This window comes from Sphingomonas sp. (assembly GCF_965227385.1).
In the GTDB taxonomy this organism is placed as follows: Bacteria; Pseudomonadota; Alphaproteobacteria; order Sphingomonadales; family Sphingomonadaceae; genus Sphingomonas.
On record NZ_OZ245750.1, the window covers coordinates 2,620,485 to 2,643,118 of the forward strand.

The 22,634-nt window shown below is 66.4% G+C and carries 20 protein-coding genes; 5 read left to right on the forward strand and 15 right to left on the reverse strand.

Going from position 1 to position 22,634, the window contains the following annotated elements; translation table 11 throughout:
* Positions 1–8: 8 nt before the first annotated feature.
* The 13 genes from rpoD to purM all read right to left on the reverse strand — a co-directional run bounded on the left by rpoD (position 9) and on the right by purM (position 13,408).
* Positions 9–2,036, reverse strand: a complete 2,028-nt coding sequence (gene rpoD, locus ACO05N_RS12795) for an RNA polymerase sigma factor RpoD (protein ID WP_422057466.1) — start codon at positions 2,034–2,036, stop codon at positions 9–11.
* Positions 2,037–2,089: 53 nt separating this feature from the next.
* Positions 2,090–3,940, reverse strand: a complete 1,851-nt coding sequence (dnaG, locus tag ACO05N_RS12800) for a DNA primase (RefSeq protein ID WP_422057467.1) — start codon at positions 3,938–3,940, stop codon at positions 2,090–2,092.
* Positions 3,941–3,995: 55 nt separating this feature from the next.
* Positions 3,996–4,634: a phosphoribosylanthranilate isomerase gene (locus ACO05N_RS12805; protein WP_422057468.1), complete on the reverse strand. Its 639-nt coding sequence runs from the start codon at positions 4,632–4,634 to the stop codon at positions 3,996–3,998.
* A 107-nt stretch (positions 4,635–4,741) separates the two neighbouring features.
* Positions 4,742–6,301 (reverse strand): leucyl aminopeptidase family protein, encoded by a 1,560-nt coding sequence (locus ACO05N_RS12810; RefSeq protein WP_422057469.1) that lies wholly within the window; start codon positions 6,299–6,301, stop codon positions 4,742–4,744.
* 56 nt (positions 6,302–6,357) lie between these two features.
* Positions 6,358–6,876: a GNAT family N-acetyltransferase gene (locus tag ACO05N_RS12815; RefSeq protein ID WP_422057470.1), complete on the reverse strand. Its 519-nt coding sequence runs from the start codon at positions 6,874–6,876 to the stop codon at positions 6,358–6,360.
* A 41-nt stretch (positions 6,877–6,917) separates the two neighbouring features.
* On the reverse strand, positions 6,918–7,589 hold the full coding sequence (gene pyrF, locus ACO05N_RS12820; protein WP_422057471.1) for an orotidine-5'-phosphate decarboxylase: 672 nt from the start codon (positions 7,587–7,589) through the stop codon (positions 6,918–6,920).
* 10 nt (positions 7,590–7,599) lie between these two features.
* Positions 7,600–7,947 carry a hypothetical protein gene (locus ACO05N_RS12825; RefSeq protein ID WP_422057472.1) on the reverse strand — a complete coding sequence of 116 codons (348 nt, stop codon included), beginning with the start codon at positions 7,945–7,947 and terminating at the stop codon, positions 7,600–7,602.
* A gap of 63 nt (positions 7,948–8,010) precedes the next feature.
* A complete protein-coding gene (locus ACO05N_RS12830) occupies positions 8,011–10,305 on the reverse strand; it encodes a patatin-like protein (protein WP_422057474.1) in 2,295 nt (764 codons plus the stop codon).
* Between the two features lie 2 nt (positions 10,306–10,307).
* Positions 10,308–11,003 (reverse strand): endonuclease/exonuclease/phosphatase family protein, encoded by a 696-nt coding sequence (locus ACO05N_RS12835; RefSeq protein WP_422057475.1) that lies wholly within the window; start codon positions 11,001–11,003, stop codon positions 10,308–10,310.
* 43 nt (positions 11,004–11,046) lie between these two features.
* Entirely contained in the window at positions 11,047–11,247 is a 201-nt protein-coding gene (locus ACO05N_RS12840; protein WP_422057476.1) for a hypothetical protein, read from the reverse strand.
* Positions 11,248–11,342: 95 nt separating this feature from the next.
* Entirely contained in the window at positions 11,343–11,720 is a 378-nt protein-coding gene (locus tag ACO05N_RS12845; RefSeq protein WP_422057477.1) for an MmcQ/YjbR family DNA-binding protein, read from the reverse strand.
* On the reverse strand, positions 11,717–12,238 hold the full coding sequence (purN, locus tag ACO05N_RS12850; protein ID WP_422058750.1) for a phosphoribosylglycinamide formyltransferase: 522 nt from the start codon (positions 12,236–12,238) through the stop codon (positions 11,717–11,719). Before purN ends, ACO05N_RS12845 begins: the two co-directional genes overlap by 4 nt.
* A gap of 75 nt (positions 12,239–12,313) precedes the next feature.
* The gene (gene purM, locus ACO05N_RS12855; protein ID WP_422057478.1) at positions 12,314–13,408 is read right to left on the reverse strand and encodes a phosphoribosylformylglycinamidine cyclo-ligase; all 1,095 of its coding nucleotides are present in this window, start codon (positions 13,406–13,408) and stop codon (positions 12,314–12,316) included.
* 210 nt (positions 13,409–13,618) lie between these two features.
* Between purM and ACO05N_RS12860 the strand changes: the two genes are divergently transcribed.
* Genes ACO05N_RS12860 through ACO05N_RS12875 form a run of 4 tightly spaced genes read left to right on the forward strand, consistent with a single transcriptional unit; the run spans position 13,619 to position 19,225 of the window.
* A complete protein-coding gene (locus ACO05N_RS12860) occupies positions 13,619–14,896 on the forward strand; it encodes a heavy-metal-associated domain-containing protein (RefSeq protein ID WP_422057479.1) in 1,278 nt (425 codons plus the stop codon).
* Complete coding sequence (locus tag ACO05N_RS12865) at positions 14,893–15,516, forward strand: chromosomal replication initiator DnaA (protein ID WP_422057480.1); 624 nt, start codon at positions 14,893–14,895, stop codon at positions 15,514–15,516. The genes ACO05N_RS12860 and ACO05N_RS12865 overlap by 4 nt, the downstream gene beginning before the upstream one ends.
* A gap of 11 nt (positions 15,517–15,527) precedes the next feature.
* On the forward strand, positions 15,528–17,717 hold the full coding sequence (locus ACO05N_RS12870; RefSeq protein ID WP_422057481.1) for an RNA degradosome polyphosphate kinase: 2,190 nt from the start codon (positions 15,528–15,530) through the stop codon (positions 17,715–17,717).
* Positions 17,714–19,225, forward strand: coding sequence for a Ppx/GppA family phosphatase (locus ACO05N_RS12875; RefSeq protein ID WP_422057482.1), 1,512 nt, complete (start codon positions 17,714–17,716; stop codon positions 19,223–19,225). Before ACO05N_RS12870 ends, ACO05N_RS12875 begins: the two co-directional genes overlap by 4 nt.
* 47 nt (positions 19,226–19,272) lie before the next feature.
* On the opposite strand, the gene ACO05N_RS12880 is transcribed toward ACO05N_RS12875, so the two are convergent.
* Both ACO05N_RS12880 and rnd read right to left on the reverse strand, forming a co-directional pair.
* Positions 19,273–19,557: an I78 family peptidase inhibitor gene (locus ACO05N_RS12880; protein WP_422057483.1), complete on the reverse strand. Its 285-nt coding sequence runs from the start codon at positions 19,555–19,557 to the stop codon at positions 19,273–19,275.
* A complete protein-coding gene (gene rnd, locus ACO05N_RS12885; protein ID WP_422057484.1) occupies positions 19,554–20,732 on the reverse strand; it encodes a ribonuclease D in 1,179 nt (392 codons plus the stop codon). The genes ACO05N_RS12880 and rnd overlap by 4 nt, the downstream gene beginning before the upstream one ends.
* 100 nt (positions 20,733–20,832) lie before the next feature.
* Between rnd and aspS the strand changes: the two genes are divergently transcribed.
* Positions 20,833–22,632 (forward strand): aspartate--tRNA ligase, encoded by a 1,800-nt coding sequence (gene aspS, locus ACO05N_RS12890; RefSeq protein ID WP_422057485.1) that lies wholly within the window; start codon positions 20,833–20,835, stop codon positions 22,630–22,632.
* The last annotated feature ends 2 nt before the right edge of the window (positions 22,633–22,634 follow it).

The window sequence follows — 22,634 nt, forward strand, 5'->3', positions numbered from 1 at the left end:
CGGCTCCGTTACTGGTCGAGGAACGAGCGCATCTTGCGGCTGCGGCTCGGGTGCTTGAGCTTGCGCAGCGCCTTCGCCTCGATCTGGCGGATGCGTTCGCGGGTCACGCTGAACTGCTGGCCGACCTCTTCGAGCGTGTGATCGGTGTTCATGCCGATGCCAAACCGCATGCGCAGCACGCGCTCCTCACGCGGGGTGAGGCTGGCGAGGACGCGGGTGACCGTTTCCTTGAGGTTCGCCTGGATCGCGGCATCCACCGGGATGATCGCGTTCTTGTCTTCGATGAAGTCGCCCAAGTGGCTGTCTTCTTCGTCGCCGATCGGCGTTTCGAGGGAGATCGGCTCCTTGGCGATCTTCATGACCTTGCGCACCTTCTCCAGCGGCATCGACAGGCGCTCGGCCATCTCTTCCGGAGTCGGTTCGCGGCCCTGTTCGTGCAGGAACTGGCGGCTGGTGCGAACGAGCTTGTTGATCGTCTCGATCATATGGACCGGGATGCGGATCGTGCGCGCCTGATCGGCGATCGAGCGGGTGATCGCCTGACGGATCCACCAGGTCGCATAGGTGCTGAACTTGTAGCCGCGGCGATATTCGAACTTATCCACCGCCTTCATCAGCCCGATATTCCCCTCCTGGATCAGGTCGAGGAACTGCAGGCCGCGATTGGTATATTTCTTCGCGATCGAGATCACGAGGCGGAGATTGGCCTCGACCATCTCCTTCTTGGCGATGCGGGCTTCGCGCTCGCCCTTCTGCACCATGTTAACGATGCGGCGGAATTCGCCGAGCGCCATGCCCGTCTGCTGGCTGATTTCAGACACTTCCACGCGGATGCGGTCAACGGCGGCGGCTTCATTGGTGGCGAATGCCGCCCATTTCTTGTCGAGCTTGCCGACCGCCTCCAACCAGTTCTCGTCCATCTCGTGATCGACATAGCGATCGAGGAAATCCTTGCGGCTGACCTTGTGACGCTCGGCCAGGCGCAGCATCTGGCCGCCCAGCGCGGTCAGGCGCCGGTTGAAGCTGTACAGCTGATCGACCAGATACTCGATCTTCGCCTGGTGGAACTGGACGCTCTCGACCTCTGCGGTCAGCTCTTCGCGCAGCTTGTGGTACTTTTTCTCGTCCGCCGCCGACAGCTCGCCGCCCGCCGCCATCGCGTCCAGGCGCTGCTGCTGGACCTTGCTGAACTTCTTGTAGATCGCGGTGATGTTGGCGAACTTCTCAAGCGCCTGCGGCTTGAGCGTCTCTTCCATCTGGGCGAGGCTGAGGGTGTTGTCCTCTTCCTCGTCATCCGAAATGCGCGGCGCGCGACGTTCGGTCAGGTCATCCTCATCCTCGTCGGCGGAAGCTTCTTCGGGCTCTTCCTCTTCCTTGAAGGATGCGCCTGCGGTCTTTTCGCTGATCTCGCCCGAATCGTCATCTTCCGCACCCTCGACCTGCTCGGCCGACGGACCCTTGGACAGCATCGCGTCGAGATCGAGGATCTCGCGCAGCTGCATCGTCCCTTCATTGAGCGCGTCGGACCAGCCGATGATCGCGTTGAAGGTGATCGGCGATTCGCACAGGCCCAGGATCATCGTATCCCGGCCGGCCTCGATCCGCTTGGCGATGGCAATCTCGCCCTCGCGGCTCAGCAGTTCGACTGCGCCCATTTCGCGCAGATACATGCGCACCGGATCGTCGGTGCGATCCATGGTTTCTTTTTTCTTGGTGGCTTCGAAGGCGGGTTCGTCGTCCTTGCCCTCGGCATCGACTTCGTCCGGAGTGTCGTCCTCGGGCTGATCGTCCTCGCCGACATCTTCATTTTCGACGACGTTGACGCCCATGTCGCTGAGCGCGGACATGACGTCTTCGATCTGTTCGGAGGTGAACTGGTCCTGCGGCAGCATCTCATTGAGCTGGTCCACAGTTATGTAGCCGCGCTTCTTCGCGCGGGCCACCAGCTTCTTGATGGAGCCTTCGTTGAGATCGATCAGCGGCGCGTCACCGGTTTCCGTGGGTTCCGCACCGTCTGCCATATTTGCCTTAGCCATCGACTGCCTTTGAAATCGTATGGCGGCTATTATACGCCGCCCTAATCACCCAATTACGTCTCGTCCGCAAGCATCAGATTGGCGAGCCGCATTTCCAGCTCCGCTTTTCGCTTCACCAGCGCGACCTGGCGCTCGAACGCCTCGTCGCTGAAACGCGCCTGCACCGCCGCCGTTGCCTCTGCCAGCGCTGCCTCGACCTGAGGTCGCGCCGCCAGTACCGCAATCGCCTCACCCAAGTCGAGCGCGGCCCGTCCCGCATCCCATTCCTTCTGGGTGAAGGTGAAGGGAAGCTGGTCGGCGCGCAGCAACTCTGCTGCCTGTGAATCGAAACCGGACGTGGCCAATATGGTACGCAGGCGCGCGCTATCAAGCGCCCGATCCTCCAGCGCGACATCGACCACCGCCTCGAACAGCCGCCCGAGTGCGCCATCAGCATGGGCGAGGCTGGTCAGCGTTTCGACATGGCGCGCGATTTCGGTCGGGTGGCGGATCAACCCCGCGAGCACCGCCTTGGCCAGCACTCGGTCGATCCCGCCCGTGCCCACCGCGTGCGCCGTTGGGCTGGGCGGCGGTTCGGGTGGCTGCCAGCGCTGACCGGGCTTGAACGGGCCGCGGCTCTGGCTGCGGGGCGTGAAGGCGCGGGGAGCTGGGGCGAAATGCTCGTCGACGCGGCGGCGGAACTCGTTCACATATTCGTGGCGGACATTGCCGTCCTGAATCGTCGCGGCGAGATCTGACAGGCGGCGCTTGAGGCCAGCGCGTGCTTCCGGCGTATCGACCGGCTCTGCCACCAGTTCATGTTGCCACAGCCGGTCGGCAAGTGGTTGGGCCGATGCGAGCAGCGCCTCGAACGCCTGCGGTCCCGATGCCCGGACGAGATCGTCGGGATCCTGCCCCGGCGGAAGCGTGACGAAGGCGAGGCTGCGGCCGGGCTGGAGCAGGGGCAAAGCACGGTGCGCGGCGCGGATCGCCGCCTTTTGCCCGGCATTGTCGCCATCGAAGGAGAGATAGGGCACGTCAGCCATGCGCCACAGCCGTTCGAGCTGATGCTCGGTCATCGCCGTGCCGAGCGGGGCGACCGCTTCGTCGAACCCCGCCTGCGCCAGCGCGATCACGTCCATGTAGCCCTCGACCGCGATCACGCGCCCGGCCTTGCGCGACGCGGCGGCGGCGCGGTCGAGATTGTAGAGCGAGCGCCCCTTGTCGAAGAGCGGGGTTTCGGGGGAGTTCAGATATTTCGGCTCGCCATCGCCGATGATGCGCCCGCCAAAGCCGATCACGCGACCGCGCGCATCCTTGATCGGGATCATCAACCGGCCGCGGAACCGATCGTACGGCTCCTTGCCGTCGACCTGGATCAGCAGGCCTGCCTCGACCAGCATCGCGTCGCCGTAGCTTTTGAGCGCTTCACGCAACTTGGTGCGCGAGTCGGGGGCATAGCCCATGCCGAAGGTGCGCGCGGTCTCGGCGCTGACCCGGCGGCGCTCGAGCAGCGCGCGTGCCTCGGCCCCGGCGATGCCGTGGAGTTGGTCGGTGTAGAATTTAGCGGCGTCGGCCATGACCTCGTGCAGCCCCTTGGCGCGCTCGGCCCGCTGCGCGGCGCGCGGGTCCGCTTCGGGCATGTCGAGGCCGGCGGCCTGGGCGAGTTCCTTGACCGCATCGATGAACGGCAGCCCATCATGCTCGGTCATCCACCGGATCGCATCGCCATGCGCGCCGCAGCCGAAGCAATGATAGAAGCCCTTGTCGTCGTTGATCGTGAAGGACGGGGTCTTCTCGTTATGGAAGGGGCAGCACGCCTTGTACTCGCGGCCCGCGCGCGTGATCTTTACGCTGCGGCCGATCAGGGCCGACAGCGTGGTGCGCGCGCGCAACTCGTCGAGAAAGGCGGGTGTGAGGCTCATGATGCGCTGATGGACATGCCCAAGCCGGGGGCGGCTCGCAAGCGTGGGCGTCGGATCAGAGCGATGCGACGGCCTTCAGGAACGCTGCGATCTTGGCCGCGTCCTTTACCCCCGGCGCGCTTTCGATGCCGGACGAGACGTCGACCAGCCGTGCGCCGCTGATCCCGACCGCCTCGGCGACATTGGCCGCGTCGAGGCCGCCCGACAGTGCCCAGGGGAGCGGGTGGTCGAAGCCCCGCAACAGGGTCCAGTCGAAGCGCAGGCCCATGCCGCCTGGGAGCTTGGCGTCCTCCGGCGTCTTGGCATCGTACAGGATGCGCTGCGCCGCGCCGCGATAGGCGTGGGCGGTGTCGAGATCGGCGCGGGTCTTGACCGCTACGGCTGCCCAGACCGGGAGGCGCGTGCGCGCGCCGATCGCGGCGGCGCGTTCCGGGCTGGTGCGGTGAAGCTGGATGGCATCGAGCCGGGCGGAGCGGATCGCCTGATCGAGCAGCGCGTCCTCAGGGTCGACGAAGACGCCGACACGCTGGACCGAATCCGGCACCTGCGTCGCGAGTGCGGCGGACTGGTCGAAGGTGACGTGGCGCGGGGAGGGCGGGAAGAACACGAAGCCGACATGGCTGGCCCCGCCCGCAAGCGCGGCATCGAGGGTTGCGGCGGTGGAGAGGCCGCAGATTTTGGCGGTGACGGGCATCGCGGCTGGCAATCGGCCCCGGCTGTCGGTTTGGCAAGCGGAAGATGGGGCTGATCTTCGCTTAATCCTCCCCCTGGCGGGGGAGGATGATTGGGTTGCGTTTCGGATTACTTCTCGAACGCGCGGACCAGCGCATCGAACAGGCGGACGCCGTATCCGCGTGCGCCCTTCGGGATCGTCGGGAGCGATTCGTCGGTACCATCGACGCCGGCCATGTCGATATGCGCCCAGGGCGTCGGCTGGGGCGTCAGGAAGCCGATGAAATACGCGCCGCGCCCCGCGCCGGGGCCGGATTTGGTCGTGCCGTTGGCGATGTCGGCGATCGGCGATTCCATATCCTTGGCATAGCTGGAGTGGAGCGGGAGGCGCCACACCGGTTCGCCCGCGGTGGTGGCGGCGGACTGGACGTGCGCGGCCAGCGCTTCGTCGCGCGCGAACAGCCCCGCATAATCGTCGCCGAGCGCCGAGATAACCGCGCCCGTGAGCGTTGCGATGTTGACGAGCGCCGCGGGCTTGTAGCGGTCGATCGCATATTGGTTGGCATCGGCGAGGACCATGCGGCCCTCCGCATCGGTGCTGATGATCTCGATCGTTTGGCCGTTCATCGTGCGCACGACGTCGCCGGGACGCGAGGCGTTACCGCCGGGCATATTCTCGGCCAGCGCGGCGATGCCGACGACATTGGCCCGGGCCCCGCGCCTGGCCGCGGCATAGACGCCGCCCATCACGGCGGCGGCGCCGGCCATGTCGCCCTTCATCTCGCCCATGCCTGCACCGGGCTTGAGGCTGATGCCGCCGCTGTCGAAGGTGATGCCCTTGCCCACCAGCGCGAGCGGAGCGGTGTTTCCGGCGCCGGTGTACTCGACGATCAGCATGCGCGCGGGATGGCGCGATCCGGCCGAGACCGAGAGGATCGACCCCATGTTGCGCTTCCGCATCTCGGCTTCGTCGAGCACGGTGATGCGCACGTTCGGCACGCTGGCGAATTGCGCGCGGACCGTCGCGACGAAGCTGTCGGGCGTCTTTGCGTTGGAGGGCAGGGTGATTAGGTCGCGGGCCATCCGCGCACCATCGGCGACCCCGGCGAGCTCGCGCGTGAAGGTCGCGTCGCCGGTCGGGGCGACGATGATCAGCGGCTGGACGGCGGGGGCGGTGACGCCGCTCTTGAGCTTGTCAAAGCGATATTGGCCGAGGCTCGCGCCGAGTGCGACATGCGCGGCGGGGTCGGTGGCGGTGCCCGTGAGCGTGTCGGCAAGGATTGCGACCGGCTGGCGGTTGTCGCGCGTTTCCTGCGCAGCGCGGCCACCGAAGTCGGCGAGCGCGGCTGCGTCGAGCTGGCCTGCGGGCACGCCGATCAGGACGATGCGGTGATAGCCGCCGACGCCGTAGAGCGAGAGCGTCTTGTCCGGTGCGGCATTGAACCCGGCGGTTGCGACCGCGTCGGTGACGGCGGCGCGCAGCGGGGCGGGGACGTGGGTGAGATCGCTGCCGCCCGCCATCGGGATGACGAGGACACCATCGGTGGGCGCGGCGGTGGCGAAGCGGATTGGGCGCTCGGCGCTGTTCGCGCGGTCGCTGGCGCTGACGCCGGTGCCGATGGCAACGCGCTCGGACTGGGCGAGGGCGGGCGTGGCTAGAATCGTGGCGGCAAGCAACAGGACGCGCATCGGCAAAACCTCCGTGGTCGGTGTAATATGGTTACATCCGTAACCGGCGCGACGGGTCAGGGCAATTGCCGTTGATCGAACAAGGGCTTGGCGAGCACGACCATGGTCAGCGGAGGCTCTACCGCGACGGGGAAAGGGCGCGTTTCGCCCGTGCGGGCGTAGCCATGGCGTTCGTACCAGGCGATCAGCTCGACGCGGCGGTCGATCACTGTCATTTCGACGCGGGTGGCGGCGAAGCTGTCGCGCGCGGTGGCTTCGGCGGCGGCGATGAGCTGCTTGCCGATCCCGCGTGCCTGCAGTTGCGGATCTACGCACAGCAGACCGAGATAGGCGAGGCCAGCGCCGCGATCGGCGATGTTGACGCAGCCGAGAATGGTACCGCCGTCCAGCGCGATGAGGATGCGGCTGTCGCCGTCGATCAGCGCGGCGAGGGTTGCGAGGTCGGTGCGCGCGTCGAACAGCATGTCCGCCTCATGCGTCCAGCCCTGCCGCGCGGAATCGCCGCGATAGGCGCGCTCGACTACGGGGTGGAGGCGGGGGAGGTCGGTGGAGGTGGCTGGGCGGATGGTGGTCATATGGAGCGTGATTACGACCGGAGACTTGCTCCTCAAATCGTCTAAAGCGTCGCTTCGATCTCGCGCGCCGCGAGGTCGGGGTCTTCCGCCTGCGTGATGGGGCGGCCGATCACCAGGATCGAGGCACCGGCGTCGAGCGCGGCGCGGGGGGTGACGACGCGCTTCTGGTCGCCAGTGTGGCCGTTCGATGGGCGCACGCCCGGGACGACGAAGAAGCCGTCTTTCCACGCGGCGTGCGCGGCCTTCACTTCCTCACCCGAGCAGACGATGCCGTCGACGCCCGCTGACTTGGCGAGTTCGGCTAGGCGGACGACCTGTTCATGCGGGTCGGGGGACAGGCCGATCGAGGTGAGGTCATTGGCGTCGAGGCTGGTGAGCATCGTCACGGCAACGACCTTGGTGCCCGTGGGGGCGGCAGCCTTGGCATCCTCCAGCATCGCACGCCCGCCCGAGGCGTGGACCGTGATGATCGCGGGTTCGAGCGGGCGCAACGCCTGCACCGCCTTGCCCACCGTATTGGGGATGTCGTGGAATTTGAGGTCGAGGAAGATCGGCAGGCCGATATCGGCCATCTCGTGGACGCCGTGGCGGCCATTGGCCATGAAGAATTCGAGGCCGAGCTTGATCCCGCCGACATGGTGGCGAACGCGGGTCGCGATCGCCTTGGCGCGTTCGATGTCGGGGGTGTCGAGGGCGACGTAGATCGGGCTCATCGATGTAGACTCAGGGCGTGACCAGCGGGGGCGCGGACGGCGTTTCGGGCGGGGTGTCGAGATCGCCGGGATCGGTCACGACGACCGGCGCGGGAACGGCTGCAGGCGCGGGGCGAAGGTCGTCCACGGTCCGCTCCAGCATGGCGATCCGGCTGCGCATCCGCCAGCGCACGGTGTGGTAGATTGCCAGCATCGGCAGCAGCCCGCCAAGATAGACGACGAGCAGCAGGAAGGGCAGGTTCACGTCGGCGATCAGGCCGCTCCACAGGTGAATCTCGACCGGATGCCAGTTGGTCACCGCAAATGCGGCCGCAAGGCCGAGGATCAGGAACCAGAACAAAGCCTTCAGAAACTGCATCCGCTGCGATCACCCTGTTGCGTGTGGCGGCAGCTTAGGCGCGGACCGCCCGCTTGACCAGCCTCAGCCGATTTCTGCGCGAAGCTGGGTAAACAGCCCGGGCACGGCGGTGAGGCGGGATTCCTCTTCGTCGAGAATGGCGAGGAACAACTCGCGCTTGATCGTCGTGACGCGGCCGGGAGCAAGGCGGGCGCCGGGGGGCAGGGTTGAGAGCATGATGTCGACGAGCCGGTCCGCGCCGTGCAGGCGGCCCCAGAGATAGTCATTCTCGCGATAGGCGCGGCTGAAGAAGGCGCCGAAATTGTTGAACTGAATGCCCTTGAGCGTTGCCGCGGCGCCGCCGCTGCGGATCGCGCAGGCGTCGTCGGGTGAGATGCGATCGACGCGGATCGGGTCGAATTCGTTAAGCCCTTCGCCGCGCAGCAGCGGGAGCGTCGCGATGTCGAAGAACGGGAAGCCGAGATAGGCGAGCAGCATCGGACGGCGCAGGTCGCGCGGGAGCTGGCTGAGGCCCTCCGACAGCCGCGCATCGGTTTCGTCGTCGAGCGTGCGCAAGTCCATCCGCGCGGCGAGTTCGTCCATCAGCGCCCCGGCATGGCAATCGGGCGAGCGGATCGATTCGCGCATGCCGAGAAACGGGTCGGCGCGCTGGCATTCGAGATAGCCGGCGAGCGATTCGTAGATGGCGGTGCGGATCGGGGCGAGTTCGGCGCGACTGTTATCCTGATCCAGCTCGGTCGCGCGGCGGGCGAGCAGGCGCAGGCGGCGGATGCGAAAGCCCAGATCATGCGCGCGCAACAGGTCGAGCGTGGCGGGGCTGGCCGAGGCGTTATGGCTGGTGCTGAAATCGTCGGCGCCGCGCCGTTCGATCTCCGCCCCGATCGCCGCGCGCATCCGTCGCCACCGATCTGACCCGTGCAGATCGGCGATCTGGTTGAGATGCGTCGCGATGCGGTCGGCCACACCCTCGACCTTGAGCAGGCCATAGGCTGCGTGAGCATAGCCGGCGCGCGATGCCGCCGCCTGTTGCGCGCGGGCGCGCCAGGCGGCGAGGCGTTTGGGCGTCGGATAGTCGAGGAACAGCGTGTAGCCGAACAGCGATTCGACCTGCCCCTCCACCTCCGCCCGGATGCGTTCGATGATCGTCAGCATCCGTTCGATCTGCGCCGAACGCTGGCCGAGAGATTCGAGATTGTCGCGGATCGGCTGCTGGCGCGGCAGTTCGGACAGTGCGCCGATAATGGTACGGAAAAAGCCGGGGCTTTCCTGCGGACCCGGGCCTGGGCTGGCGATGCGGTAACCCGGGGTGGGATCGATGAACACGAAACGGCGGTCGATCTGACGGCGCGCGGGGCGTTCGCGCAACGCGTCCATCGCCGGGCGGAACGGCGCATTGGCGAGCACCGATCCGTCGATCAGCGGTGCAGTTTCGGCAACCCCGGCGGTGAACTGGCGCGGCAGGGCATGTTCGAGAAAGCTGCTGCGGCCCGGCCAGCTGCTGCCGCGTTCGGCGAGCACGGCATCGACTTCGGCAACGGTGGCCGGCGGGAACGCGCCGGGGAAGCTGGAGGTGGCGCGCGCGGCGAAGGCGAGCTCCGCCGGATCGCCCAGCGGGGTGTCTCCGCTACCATGATCGCTGAACGAAAAAACGAGGCGATGTTCAGTCTCGACCACTTCGGGCGGGGAATTGAGCTTGAGCCGTTCGGGGTGGCCGCGAAAATCGGTGACGGTGACGAACAGGTCGAGCGGCTGGCCATCGGGCAGCAGGCGCGGCCCGGAGGGAGCGTCGCGCATCGTCTCCAGCGCGTCGAGCAGCATGTTCATCAGCTGCTTTCCCCCAAAGGGCGGTTCGAACCAGCGCGAGCGGACGAAGCGTTCCAGCTTGGCGCGCACTTCGGCCTGGGCGGCGGGTTCGACCGTAGTGTTGACCGTCGAGTCGCGCCCGGCCAGCATCCACGCGATCGGCACCGCCCACATCTTGGCAAAACGGTGCGACGGGCGGTGATCGGGATTGAGCAGCGCGTCGACATCGGCGACTTCGAGCCACAGGTCGGTGAGCGGGTCGAGCGACTGGCCGCTGGTCACCGCTTGCGCCAGGAACACGCCGTTGATCCCCCCGGCGCTGGCCCCGGCGACGATATCGACCATCACGCGCAGGTTCAGCCCGGCTTCGTCGCCGATCGAATCGAGCAGCGCGTGATAGACGCGCTCGCTCGCCCCCGTGGCGGGTTCGAAATCGCGATGCGCGCGGCTGGCGCGGGCGAGGTGCCAGATCTCCTTGGTGATGCCGTGCATGTAAATGGCGAGGCTGATCCCGCCATAGCAGACCAGCGCGAGCCGGAGTTCCTTGTCTTGCACGCTCAGCCGCGCCGCACTTCGGCCCAGACGGGCAAATGATCGGACGCGGTGCGGGCGGCGGCGCTGTCGTTGACGCCGCATTCGCCGATGCTGAGATCGGCCGACACCATGATCCGGTCGAGCCGCGCGATCGGGCGGCGCGCATGGAACGAGCGGCCGGTCGGTGCGAAGCTGAATTCCTTGCCGAAATCGCGCAGGCACCCCGATTGCGCACTCCAGTCGTTGAGGTCGCCCATCATCACGGTCGGCATGGCGCGCTCGCTGCTCGCCAGATGGGTCAGGATGGCATGCGCCTGACGCCGTCGCCACAGGCCCGACAGGTCGAGATGCATGCCAACGACGCGCAGCATCTCCCCGCCGATGCGCAGATCGGCCATCACCGCGCCGCGTGGCTCGAGCGCGGGTAGGTGGATGATCTCGCAATCGAGGATCTGTGCGTCCTTGCGCACCAAGATGGCGTTGCCGTGCCAGCCCATCGACCCTGAGCGGACGCCAAACGACACCGCTTTCCACGGACTATGTTCGTCGAGCATGTGCGGGGAGATCACGCCCTGGCGCTGACCGAACCGGCGGTCGCACTCTTGCAGCGCGATCACGTCGGCATCGATCTCGCGCAGCACCTCCAGCGTACGCTCGGGACGGCGGCGACGATCGGTCCCGATCGCCTTGCGCATATTGTAGCTGGCAACTTTCAGCATCGAGCCTGTTTGGGCGGCGTAACGACGTGACGCAAGGGCAGGATCAACGTCCGGGCGCTGGCATCGGCATCGGCGGCTGGGTCCGCGCCTCGGCTGCGGCCTGCTGCAGGCTGAGCGCCGTCGCTTCGGCTGCGTCGGGTGTCATGGCGATGGCAACACCGTCCGGCCCGTCGAGCAGGACCAGACCCGCCTCGGCGCTGGCGACGCCCGACTTCCCATGTGGTTCGCGTCCGTGCCCGTGCATTGCGCTGACTTTCCCTGTTATGTGCGATAACGGGGCAAAACGCGCTACGGGTACAAAATATCCCGCAGTTTTCAGGGCGTTTGTCTTGTTTCGGGTCAGCGTCCGCCCGCTTCGAGCAGGCGGCGCGGCGCGACCAGTTCCCAGCTGATCGCGACACGGTCGCCGACGCGGTCCCAGTCGATGTCGGGCCGGTCGAGATGGATGCCGACCCACCCCGACGGACCGAAATAGGGTGGGCGATAATAGAGGTCAGGCTCCATCTCGATCAGCATCGCCTGTTCCTCCGGCCCGCTGGTCTTGACGATTGCGGCCGTAACCGCGTCGCCATGATGCGCGTGCCAGAAATAGGCGAACATCTTGCCTTTGGTTATGCAAAATGCGGGCATGCCATGGGACAGCTTTTCGTCCGCTTCGGGAAGGGCGAGGGCGATGGCGCGGAGTCGTGCCAACGCCGCGCTCGCCTGAGTGGTCATCGGCTCAGCCATTCCGCGACAATGCGGGGATAGAGCTTGTGTTCCTCGGCGAGCACCCGCTCGGCGAGAGCCGCAGGCGTATCGCCGGGCAGGATCGCCACACGCGCCTGACCCAAAACCTCTCCGCCATCGAGCTCTTCGGTCACGACATGGACCGAGCAGCCACCATGGCTGTCGCCCGCCGCGATCGCGCGGGCGTGGGTGTCGAGGCCCTTGTAGAGCGGGAGCAGCGAGGGGTGGATGTTGACGATCCGCCCGCGCCAACGTGCGACGAAAGCGTCGGAGAGCAGGCGCATGTAACCGGCGAGGGCAATGGCTTCGACGCCTGCGTCGCGCAGGGCGCTGTCGATCGCGGCTTCATATTCCGCCTTGGCCATACCCTTGGGGGATTGGGCGAAGGTGGGGATGCCCTGTTCTGCAGCCCAGGCTAGACCGGGGGCGTCAGGCTTGTCCGAGGCAACGAGGGCGACGGTGTAGGGGCTGTCGGGACCGCGCGCACCCTCGACCAGCGCCTGCATGTTCGACCCGCGACCGGAGATCAGGATGCCGAGCTTGCGTTTCACGCCTTCCCCTCCCGCTTGGAGGAGGGGCGATCATGCATTGTGCGTCGCTTCCCACGCTTCGCGGGCGCTCCACGTCTCTACGCTGCCCGACACGGTGCAGCCGCGCGGACCCGCCACGATGGCGCCGATGCGGTGGACGGTTTCGCCCGCTGCTTCGAGTTCCGCCGCGACCGTATCGGCCTGATCCGCCGCGACCACGGCGACCATGCCGATGCCGCAGTTGAAGGTGCGCGCCATTTCCTGCGGCTCGATATTCCCCTGTGCCTGCAGGAACGCCATCAGGCGGGGCTGCGTCCAGCTGTCGGCATCGACGCGGGCGTGGCAGCCCTCGGGCAGGACGCGCGGGATATTCTCGAGCAACCCGCCGCCGGTGACATGGGCGAGGCCATGGATGCTGCCCTTACGCAGTTGCGGCAGGAGGCTGCGGACATAGATGCGGGTCGGCGCCATCAGCGCGTCGAGCAGGATCACGTCGGGATCGAACAGCGCCGGGCGATTGAGCTTCCACCCCTTGTCCGCGGCGAGGCGACGGACGAGCGAATAGCCGTTGCTGTGCACGCCGGTCGAACCGAGGCCGAGGATGACGTCGCCCGGTGCGATCTTCGTGCCGTCGAGCAACTGGTCGCGCTCGACCGCACCGACGCAGAAGCCGGCGAGGTCATAGTCGCCGTCGGCGTACATGCCCGGCATTTCCGCGGTTTCGCCGCCGATCAGCGCGCATCCGGCCTGTTTGCATCCCTCGGCAATGCCCGCGATCACGCGTTCGGCTACGCCGTTCACCAGCTTGCCGGTGGCGAAATAGTCGAGGAAGAAAAGGGGTTCGGCACCCTGAACTACGAGATCGTTGGCGCACATCGCGACCAGGTCGATGCCGACGCCGTCGTGCGAATCATGATCGATCGCCAGCTTGAGCTTGGTTCCGACGCCGTCATTCGCCGCGACCAGCAGCGGATCGGTGAACCCGGCGGCCTTCAGGTCGAACAGGCCGCCGAATCCGCCGAGATCGGCGTCAGCGCCCGGACGGCGGGTGGAGCGGGCGAGCGGGGCGATGGCACGGACCAGCGCATTGCCGGCGTCGATCGAAACGCCCGCCTGGGCGTAGGTATAGGACTCGGTATCGGTCATGTGGCTGCGCTTAGCGCCGGGGCGTCCAAAGCGAAACCATGGATCGCGCAGAAACGCGCCGAACCTTCTCATCGGCCCCGGGCTGGACCGTGCCGGGCTTCTTCCTTCCATCACGGTCATAAAGCCCTGCCCCGGGTGAAGCCCGAGGCGACGATGAATGGGGCGGATAGCACTTGGATTTCCACGCCCGCTTCGCCAAAAGGGCGCGGAATGTCTGTCCGTCCCTCTCCCGCCATCGCCGCGATCGGCATTGCCGCCCTGCTTGCGTCCGCCGGGTTCGCCGTTGCGCAGTCCGGCAAGGGCGCGGCGAAGGCGGATGCCAGCCAGGATGCGGGCAACAGTTCGGGCAGTTTCGAGGTCAGCGGCGTCGATGTCGATGTGCGCGGCAAGAATGCGGAAGCCGCGCGGTTGGGCGGCTGGCGACTTGCGCAGCGCAAGGGCTGGTCGATGCTGGCGCGCCAGCTGACCGGATCGCCGTCCACCTTGTCCGATTCGGCGCTGGACGGACTGGTCACCGGCATCGTGGTCGAGAATGAGCAGATCGGTCCCAACCGCTATGTCGCGCGGCTGGGCGTGTTGTTCGACCGCAATCGCGCGGCGTCGATCCTGGGGGTCGGCGGAACGCTGATGCGCTCGCCACCGATGCTGCTCGTTCCGGTACAGGTTTCCGGCGGCGCGCATCGTGTGTTCGAGGGCGGCAACGCCTTTGCCGATGGCTGGGCGCGATTCCGCACCGGCAACAGCAGCATCGATTATGTTCGGCCCAACGGCTCGGGCCCCGACCGGCTGCTGATGAACGCCGGACAGGTCGCACGGCGCGGACGCGGCTGGTGGCGTTCGATCCTCGATCAATATGGTGCGACCGATATCCTCGTTCCGACGGTCGAGCTGCGCCGCAGCTATCCCGGCGGGCCGGTCACCGGCATCTTCACCGCCGGGCATGGCCCCGACAATGTCCGGCTCGCGCAATTTGTGTTGCGGGTGAACGACGGCAACGCGCTGCCCGCGCTCATCGACGCCGGGATCGCGCGGATCGACAAGGCGTATCAGGACGCGCTGCGTACCGGCATCCTGAAGCCGGATCGGCTGCTCGTCACCGAGCCTCCCCGTCCGGAAGTTCCGCTGGAGGAACCCGGCTCCGAAGAGCTGATCGACGCGGGCGAGACGCCGGCGGTCGCGACCGGGACCGCCATAACGATCCAGTTCGACACCCCGACCGTCGGCGCGTTGACCGGGGGCGAGGCGGCGCTACGCGTCGTTCCCGGTGTCAGTTCGGCGATCACGACCAGCACCGCGCTGGGCGGCTTATCGCTTATGCGGGTGACCTATGACGGCAGCCAGGCGTCGCTGCGCGCGGCGTTGGAAGCGCGCGGATGGCAGGTGCAGGAAGGGGCAGGCGTGCTGCGCATCCGTCGTGGCGGCGGATCGCCGGCACCGGCGCAGCCCCCCGCGTCCATCCCCGAAACGGGGAACAGCAGCAGCGAATGAGCCAGCTTTCCCTGCCGCTCGCCCGCCCCCCCGGCGCGCGCGAGGACAGGTTCCTGATCGGCGAGTCGAATGCACAGGCGGTGCAATTGCTCGAGCGCTGGGCGACCTGGCCGGTGCTGACCGGGATCATCACCGGGCCGCGCAAATCGGGCCGCAGCCTGCTGGCGCGGACCATGGTCGCGCGCAGCGGGGGCACGATGATCGACGATGCCGATCGCGCCGACGAAGTTGCGCTGTTCCACGCATGGAATGCGGCGCAGACCAGCCAACGCCCGCTGTTTCTGGTTGCCGAACGCGCGCCGCCGGGCTGGGCGGTGCGCCTGCCCGATCTGCGATCCCGGCTGGGTGCCAGTGTCGTCGCGCAGATCGGGCCGCCTGACGATGCGCTGGCGCACGATTTGCTGGCGCAATTGATCGACCGTCACGAACTTGTCGCGCAGCCGGATATAGTGGCGTGGATTCTGCGGCGGATCGAGCGGACGCATCTTGCGATCCTGCGCACCGCAGAAGCGCTGGAGGAAGATGCGAGCCGCCGGGGCAACCGGCGCTTGTCGATTCCTGCGGCGCGCGCCACACTGACGGCAGCGGGGCTGCTCCGCGAGCCCGACGCCCAAACCTGAAACGAGGACCGATGACCCGCGCGCACGCCAACGCCGATCTGCCCCGAGCTGAGGTCGGCGAGAGTCCGACCACTGTCACGTCGTCCGGTGCGCGTTACTTCAATCGTGAGCTGTCGTGGCTGGCGTTCAACCGGCGGGTAATGGAGGAGGCGTGCAACACCGCGCACCCGTTGCTGGAGCGGCTGCGCTTTCTGTCCATTTCAGGATCGAACCTCGACGAGTTCTTCATGGTCCGCGTCGCCGGCCTCAAGGGGCAGCAGATGCAGGAGGTCGAGGCACATTCGACCGACGGCCTCACCCCGGCGCAGCAGCTTGCCGCGATCGTCGCCGATGCCGCCGACCTGGTGGATAGTCAGCAGGCGGTGTGGCACGACATCCGCGCCGAACTCGCCGAGCGCGGGATCGACGTGCTCGACGCCGACGGTATCGCAGGAGATACCGCGGCGTGGTTGGAAGAGCATTTCCGGCTTCAGATTTTCCCGATCCTTACCCCTCAGGCGCTCGATCCGTCGCATCCCTTCCCGTTCATCCCCAACAAGGGGCTGAGCGTCATTTTCGACCTCGTCCGGATCAGCGATGGCGAAGCGGTGCGCGAGCTGGTCCTGCTGCCCGCCGCGACCCCCCGTTTTGTCCGCGTGCCGGGCGAGACGGCGCGCTACATCGCGGTCGAGACGCTGGTGAAACAGTTCGCGCCGGTCCTGTTCCCGGGTTTCGAGATCCGCAAATCGGCAACGTTTCGCGTCTTGCGCGACAGCGACATCGAGCTGGAGGAGGAGGCAGAGGATCTGGTCCTCTACTTCCGCACCGCGATCAAGCGCCGTCGGCGCGGGCGCGTGATCCGTCTCGAGATGGAGGAGGGGATCGATCCCGGTCTCGAAGCGGTGCTGAAGGAGGAACTGGGCGGCAGCGAGGCGTTGCTGACCGAAACTGGCGGGTTCCTCGGCAATGGCGATCTTGCGCCGATCGTGGACGAGGATCGCCCCGACCTGAAATTCCCGCCGCTCGTTGCCCGTTTCCCCGAGCGGATCCGCGAATATGACGGCGATTGCTTCGCTGCAATCAAGGCCAAGGACATCGTCGTCCACCACCCCTATGAATCCTTCGACGTCGTGCTGGCCTTTCTGAAACAGGCCGCGAGCGACCCCGATGTGATCGCGATCAAGCAGACGCTGTATCGCGCGGGCAAGCAGTCGGCGGTGATCCAGGCACTCATTGCGGCTGCCGAAGCGGGCAAGTCGGTGACTGCGGTGGTCGAGATCAAGGCGCGCTTCGATGAAGAGCAAAACCTGCTCTGGGCCAGCGCGCTCGAGCGTGCAGGCGTGCAGGTCATCTATGGTTTTACTAACTGGAAAACCCACGCCAAGGTATCGATGGTTGTGCGGCGCGAGGGCGATGAATTCCGTACCTACTGCCATTTCGGCACGGGCAATTATCATCCGGTCACCGCGCGCATCTACACCGATCTGAGCTTCTTTACCGCCGACCCGCGGGTTGGGCGCGACGCCGCCAAGATCTTCAACTACGTTACCGGCTATGTGGAGCCCGACGGGCTGGAGCTGTTGTCGGTGTCGCCGCGCCATTTGCGCGAGCGGCTGATCGAACTGGCGGATCAGGAAATCGCCAATGCACTGGCGGGCAAGGCGGCGGCGATCTGGGCCAAGATGAACAGTCTGGTCGATCCGGTGATGATCGAAAAGCTGTATGAAGCGAGCAATGCGGGGGTCGAAATCGACCTGATCATTCGCGGCATCTGTTGCCTGCGCCCCGGTATGCCAGGCATGTCGGAAAACATCCGGGTCAAATCTGTGGTCGGGCGCTTTCTGGAGCACAGCCGCATCTGGGCGTTCGGCAATGGCAAGCCGCTGCCCAATGACGGGGCGCAGCTCTATATTTCCTCGGCTGACTGGATGCCGCGCAACTTCGACCGGCGCGTGGAGTTCATGCTTCCGATCATCAATCCTACGGTACATGATCAGGTGCTGGATCAGGTCATGGTCGCGAATTTGATCGATACCGAACAAAGCTGGGAGTTGCAGCCCGATGGCCGCTATGTCCGCGATGAACCCGGCGCCAAGCCGTTTAACCTGCATCGGTATTTCATGACCAACCCATCACTGTCGGGGCGCGGCGCAGCGCTCGAATCGAGCGGCGCCGTACCCAAATTGTCGCTGCGCCGCTGGCGCGCAGAGCGCGGCGCTTGAGCGTTTCCAGCCTGTTGCAGCGCAAGCCGCGCGCAGTGGCGTTGCCAGAGGCGCGCCGCACCGCGATCATCGATATCGGGTCCAACTCGATCCGCCTGGTCGTCTATGACGGCGCGGCGCGGCTGCCCGCGATCCTGTTCAATGAAAAGGTGATGGCGGGGCTCGGTCGCTCGCTCGCCGAGACCGGCGCGATCGCCGACGATTCGCTGGTATTGGCGACGACGGCCCTGGCCCGCTTTTCAAGCCTGGCGCGCGAGATGGAGGTGGAGTCGCTTCGCACCGTGGCGACCGCCGCGGTGCGCGACGCCAGCAATGGCGATCGGTTGCTGGAGATTGCCCGCGCGCTTGGCCTCAAGGTCGAATTGCTGTCGGGCGAGGCCGAGGCGCTCGCCGCCGGCTATGGCGTGCTGTCCGGTATTCCCGATGCGGACGGCATCGTCGGCGATCTGGGCGGCGGGTCGCTTGAACTGGTCCGTGTGGTCGCGGGTACGGTGACCGATCGTGTGTCCTTTCCGCTCGGTGTGCTGCGGCTTGAAGCGATCCGATCGCAGGGCAAGGGGACGCTGGACAAGACGGTCGCCAAGCTGCTTGACACGGCCGGGTGGACCCGGCGCGGGGAGGGGCTGCCCTTCTACCTGGTCGGCGGGTCGTGGCGCGCGCTGGCGCGGCTCGACATGCATCTGACCGGCTATCCGCTGCCCGTGATTCACGAATATGCGATGCCCGCGTCGACCATCACCCGGTTGCAGCGGACGATCGCGCAGATGGGCAAGAGCCGTATCCGGTCGGTCCCGAACCTGTCGTCGGGGCGTGTCGCGACGCTGGAGCATGCGGCCGCATTGCTTGGTTCGCTGATCCGCCATCTGGGGAGCAGCGAGACCGTCGCATCGGCCTTTGGCCTGCGCGAAGGGCTGCTGTATGGCGAACTGACCCCGGAGGAGCGACGCGCCGATCCGCTGATCGTCGCGGCACGCGATGAGGCGCGACGGTCGGGGCGTTTCCCCGAACATGGCGATCTGCTCGACGGGTGGATCGCGCCGCTGTTCCGCGGCGAGGATGAATCGCTGACCCGGCTACGCCATGCCGCGTGCCTGCTCGCCGATGTGGGTTGGCGCGCGAATCCCGAATTTCGCGCCGAGCGCGGAATGGAGATCGCGTTGCACGGCAATTGGGTCGGGATCGATGCGCGCGGTCGCGCCGCGCTGGCCCAGGCGCTGTTCACCTCGCTGGGCGGAGGCCTCGAATCCCCGGCTCCGGTGGGGCAATTGGCACCACCCGAGTTGCTGGAGCGCGCGCGGCTATGGGGACTGGCGATGCGGCTGGGCCAGCGCCTGTCCGGCGGGGTCGCCGGGCCGCTGCGCCGGTCGCGCGTAGCGGTCGAGGGAGAGGTGCTCCAGCTCCATTTGCGCGAAGACGACGCCGCGCTCTATGGCGAGGCGGTGGAAAAGCGGCATCGCGCGCTGGCCGGTGCGATCGCTCTGACCGCAGGGGTCGAAGTGGGGAGCTAAGCAGGCTCAGGGCATATCGTCGGGGCGTATGCCCCGACTGCTTTCGCTTACCCGCAGCGCAGCGCCGTAATCGTGTTCACATCGTCCAGCTCGACGTTCAGCCGATCGGAGCGATAGTCCATCGTGACCGCCATTCCGGGCTTGATCACGCGGACGGTCCGCGCGCCTGAGCGTTGCTTCGCACGCTCGACCACCTGGGGCTTTGCCTCGCGACCGACCAGGGGCTGGACACGGTCGGCGTTGCATTCGCGGATGCCGGTGCCGGGCGCGGGCCGCTCATAGCTGCAGGCGGCGAGGCTGAGCGGGACGGCGATCAGGGCAATTGCTTTCATGGATCGGGCTCCTCGGTACGCGTCATCTTCAGCTTTCCGTTACGCACGGTGAACCCAAGCTGACCCTCGACCAGCGCCAGCGCATCGCGGCCGAATTGTTCGAACCGCCAGCCGCGCAGGATCGACAGCCCCTCGCGCTGCCCCGCGGCGAGCGCCTCCAGCTCGTCGGAACGGGCGAGCAGGCGCGCCGCGACGTTGATATCGCGCGCGCGGATCTTGAGCAGCAGTTTCAGCAGGTCGGCGACCAGCGCGCCTTCCTTGCCCAGCGGAAGCTTACGGTCGTCGCGGGGCGGAAGTTCGTCTGCAGGCATCGGCACAGCGTTTTCAAGCGCGGCCATCAGGCGACCGCCGATATCGTTGCCGCCCCAGGTGGCGGACAGGCCGCGCACCTTTGTCAGGTCGGCCTGCTTGCGCGGCGGGTTGCCGGCGAGATCGGCGATCGTCTCGTCCTTGACGATGCGACCGCGCGGCAGGTCCTTGCCCTGCGCCTCACGCTCGCGCCATGCCGCCAGCGCCTTGAGGCGTCCCAACACTTCGGGCTTGCGGCTGGAAATGCGGATGCGCTGCCACGCCTTGTCTGGATCGCTGCGATAATTTTCGGGATCGCCGATCCGTTCCATCTCCTCGTCCAGCCAGTCGCCGCGGCCGGTCTTTTTGAGCTTCGCCAGCATCTTGGGGAAGATTTCGGAGAGATAGGTCACGTCGCAGATCGCATAGTCGATCTGGCGCTTGTCGAGCGGACGGCGCGACCAGTCGGTGAAGCGCGCGCCCTTGTCGACCGTGATGCCGAGATAGGTTTCGACGAGATTGGAATAGCCGATCTGCTCGCCTTGACCCAGCGCCATCGCCGCGATCTGTGTATCGAACAGCGGGTGGGGGGTCTTGCCGGTCAGGTTATAGACGATCTCGAGGTCCTGCCCGCCGGCATGGAAGACCTTGAGCACATCCTCATTGTTGACCAGCAGGTCGAGCAGGGGCGTCAGGTCGAGCCCGGGTGCCATCGGATCGATCGCCGCTGCCTCATTGGTGTCGGCAATCTGGATCAGGCACAGCTCGGGATAGAAGGTGTTTTCCCGCATGAACTCGGTATCCACCGTGATGAACGGCTGCTGCGCGAGGCGGGTGCAGAGGTTGGCGAGGGTTGCCGAGTCTTGAATCAGGCCGTGAATATGCATCGCAGGCCCATAGCCAAGCCCGCGCGGGTTGACAAAGGGGCGCGTGGGAAGGAAGCGCGCGACCTGATATTTTTCACCTTATACCCGTTGGAAACCGCTCATGCACGCCTATCGCACCCACACTTGCGGCCAGCTGACCGCCGATCAGGTCGGCGAAACTGTCCGCCTGTCCGGCTGGATCCATCGCAAGCGCGACCATGGCGGCGTGTTGTTCGTTGACCTGCGCGACCATTATGGCGTGACGCAGATCGTGTGCGACAGCGATTCGCCGGCGCTGCCGGTACTGGAAGGGCTGCGCGTCGAATCGGTCGTGACGATCGACGGCGTGGTCAAGGCGCGCAGCGAGGCGACGGTCAACGCGAACCTCGCCACCGGCGCGATCGAGGTCTTCGCCAAGGGCGTGACGGTCCAGTCGGCCGCGCAGGAGCTGCCGATGCCGGTGTTCGGCGATGCCGAGTACCCTGAGGAAATCCGCTTGCGGAACCGCTTCCTCGACCTGCGCCGCGAGGGGTTGCACGCCAACATCATGCTGCGCAGCCATGTCATCGCGTCGCTGCGCCGCCGGATGATCGATCAGGGCTTTACCGAGTTCCAGACGCCGATCCTGACCGCGTCGTCGCCGGAGGGCGCGCGCGACTATCTGGTGCCGAGCCGCGTGCATCCGGGGAAGTTCTACGCGCTGCCGCAGGCACCGCAGATGTTCAAACAGCTGCTGATGGTCGCGGGTTTCGACCGCTATTTCCAGATCGCACCGTGCTTCCGCGACGAGGATGCGCGTGCGGACCGTTCGCCGGGTGAATTCTACCAGCTCGATTTCGAAATGAGCTATGTCACGCAGGACGATGTGTTCGCGGCGATCGAGCCGGTGCTGCACGGCGTGTTCGAGGAATTTGCGAACTGGCAGGGCAAGGGCCGCACCGTCAGCCCGCTGCCGTTCAAGCGCATCCCGTACCGAGAATCGATGCTGAAATATGGCAACGACAAGCCCGATCTGCGCAACCCGATCCTCATTTCCGATGTCAGCAGCCATTTCGACGGCTCTGGTTTCGGGCGCTTTGCGTCGATGGTCGCGGCGGGCGACGTGGTTCGCGCGATCCCCGCGCCGAACACGGCCGAGAAGAGCCGGAAGTTCTTCGACGACATGAACGCATGGGCGCAGGCCGAGGGTTTCCCCGGCCTCGGCTATGCGACGCAGAAGGATGGCGTGTTCGGCGGCCCGATCGCGAACAACCATGGCCAGGAGGGCATGAAGGCGATCGCCGACGCGCTTGGCCTTGGCCCGAATGACGGCATCTTCTTTGCCGCTGGCAAGGAGACTCAGGCTGCCAAGCTCGCCGGCCTCGCGCGCACCCGTGTCGGCGAGAGCCTGGAGTTGATCGACAAGAGCCGGTTCGAATTCTGCTGGATCGTCGATTTCCCGATGTTCGAATATGACGAGGACGCGAAGAAGATCGACTTCAGCCACAACCCGTTCAGCATGCCGCAGGGCGAGCTGGAGGCGCTGGAGACCAAGGACCCGCTCGACATCCTCGCCTGGCAGTATGACATCGTGTGCAACGGCATCGAGCTGTCGTCGGGCGCGATCCGGAACCATCGCCCTGAGATCATGTACAAGGCGTTCGAGATTGCCGGGTACAGCCAGCAGGACGTGGACTCGAATTTTGCGGGCATGATCAACGCGTTCAAGTACGGCGCCCCGCCGCACGGCGGATCGGCACCGGGCGTCGACCGCATCGTGATGCTGCTCGCCGACCAGCCGAACATCCGCGAAGTCATCGTCTTCCCCATGAACCAGAAGGCGGAGGATCTGATGATGCAGGCCCCGTCGCCGGTCAGCGAGAAGCAGCTCAAGGAACTGCATATCCGGCTGGCTCCGCAGGCGCTGGACAACAAGGGCTGATC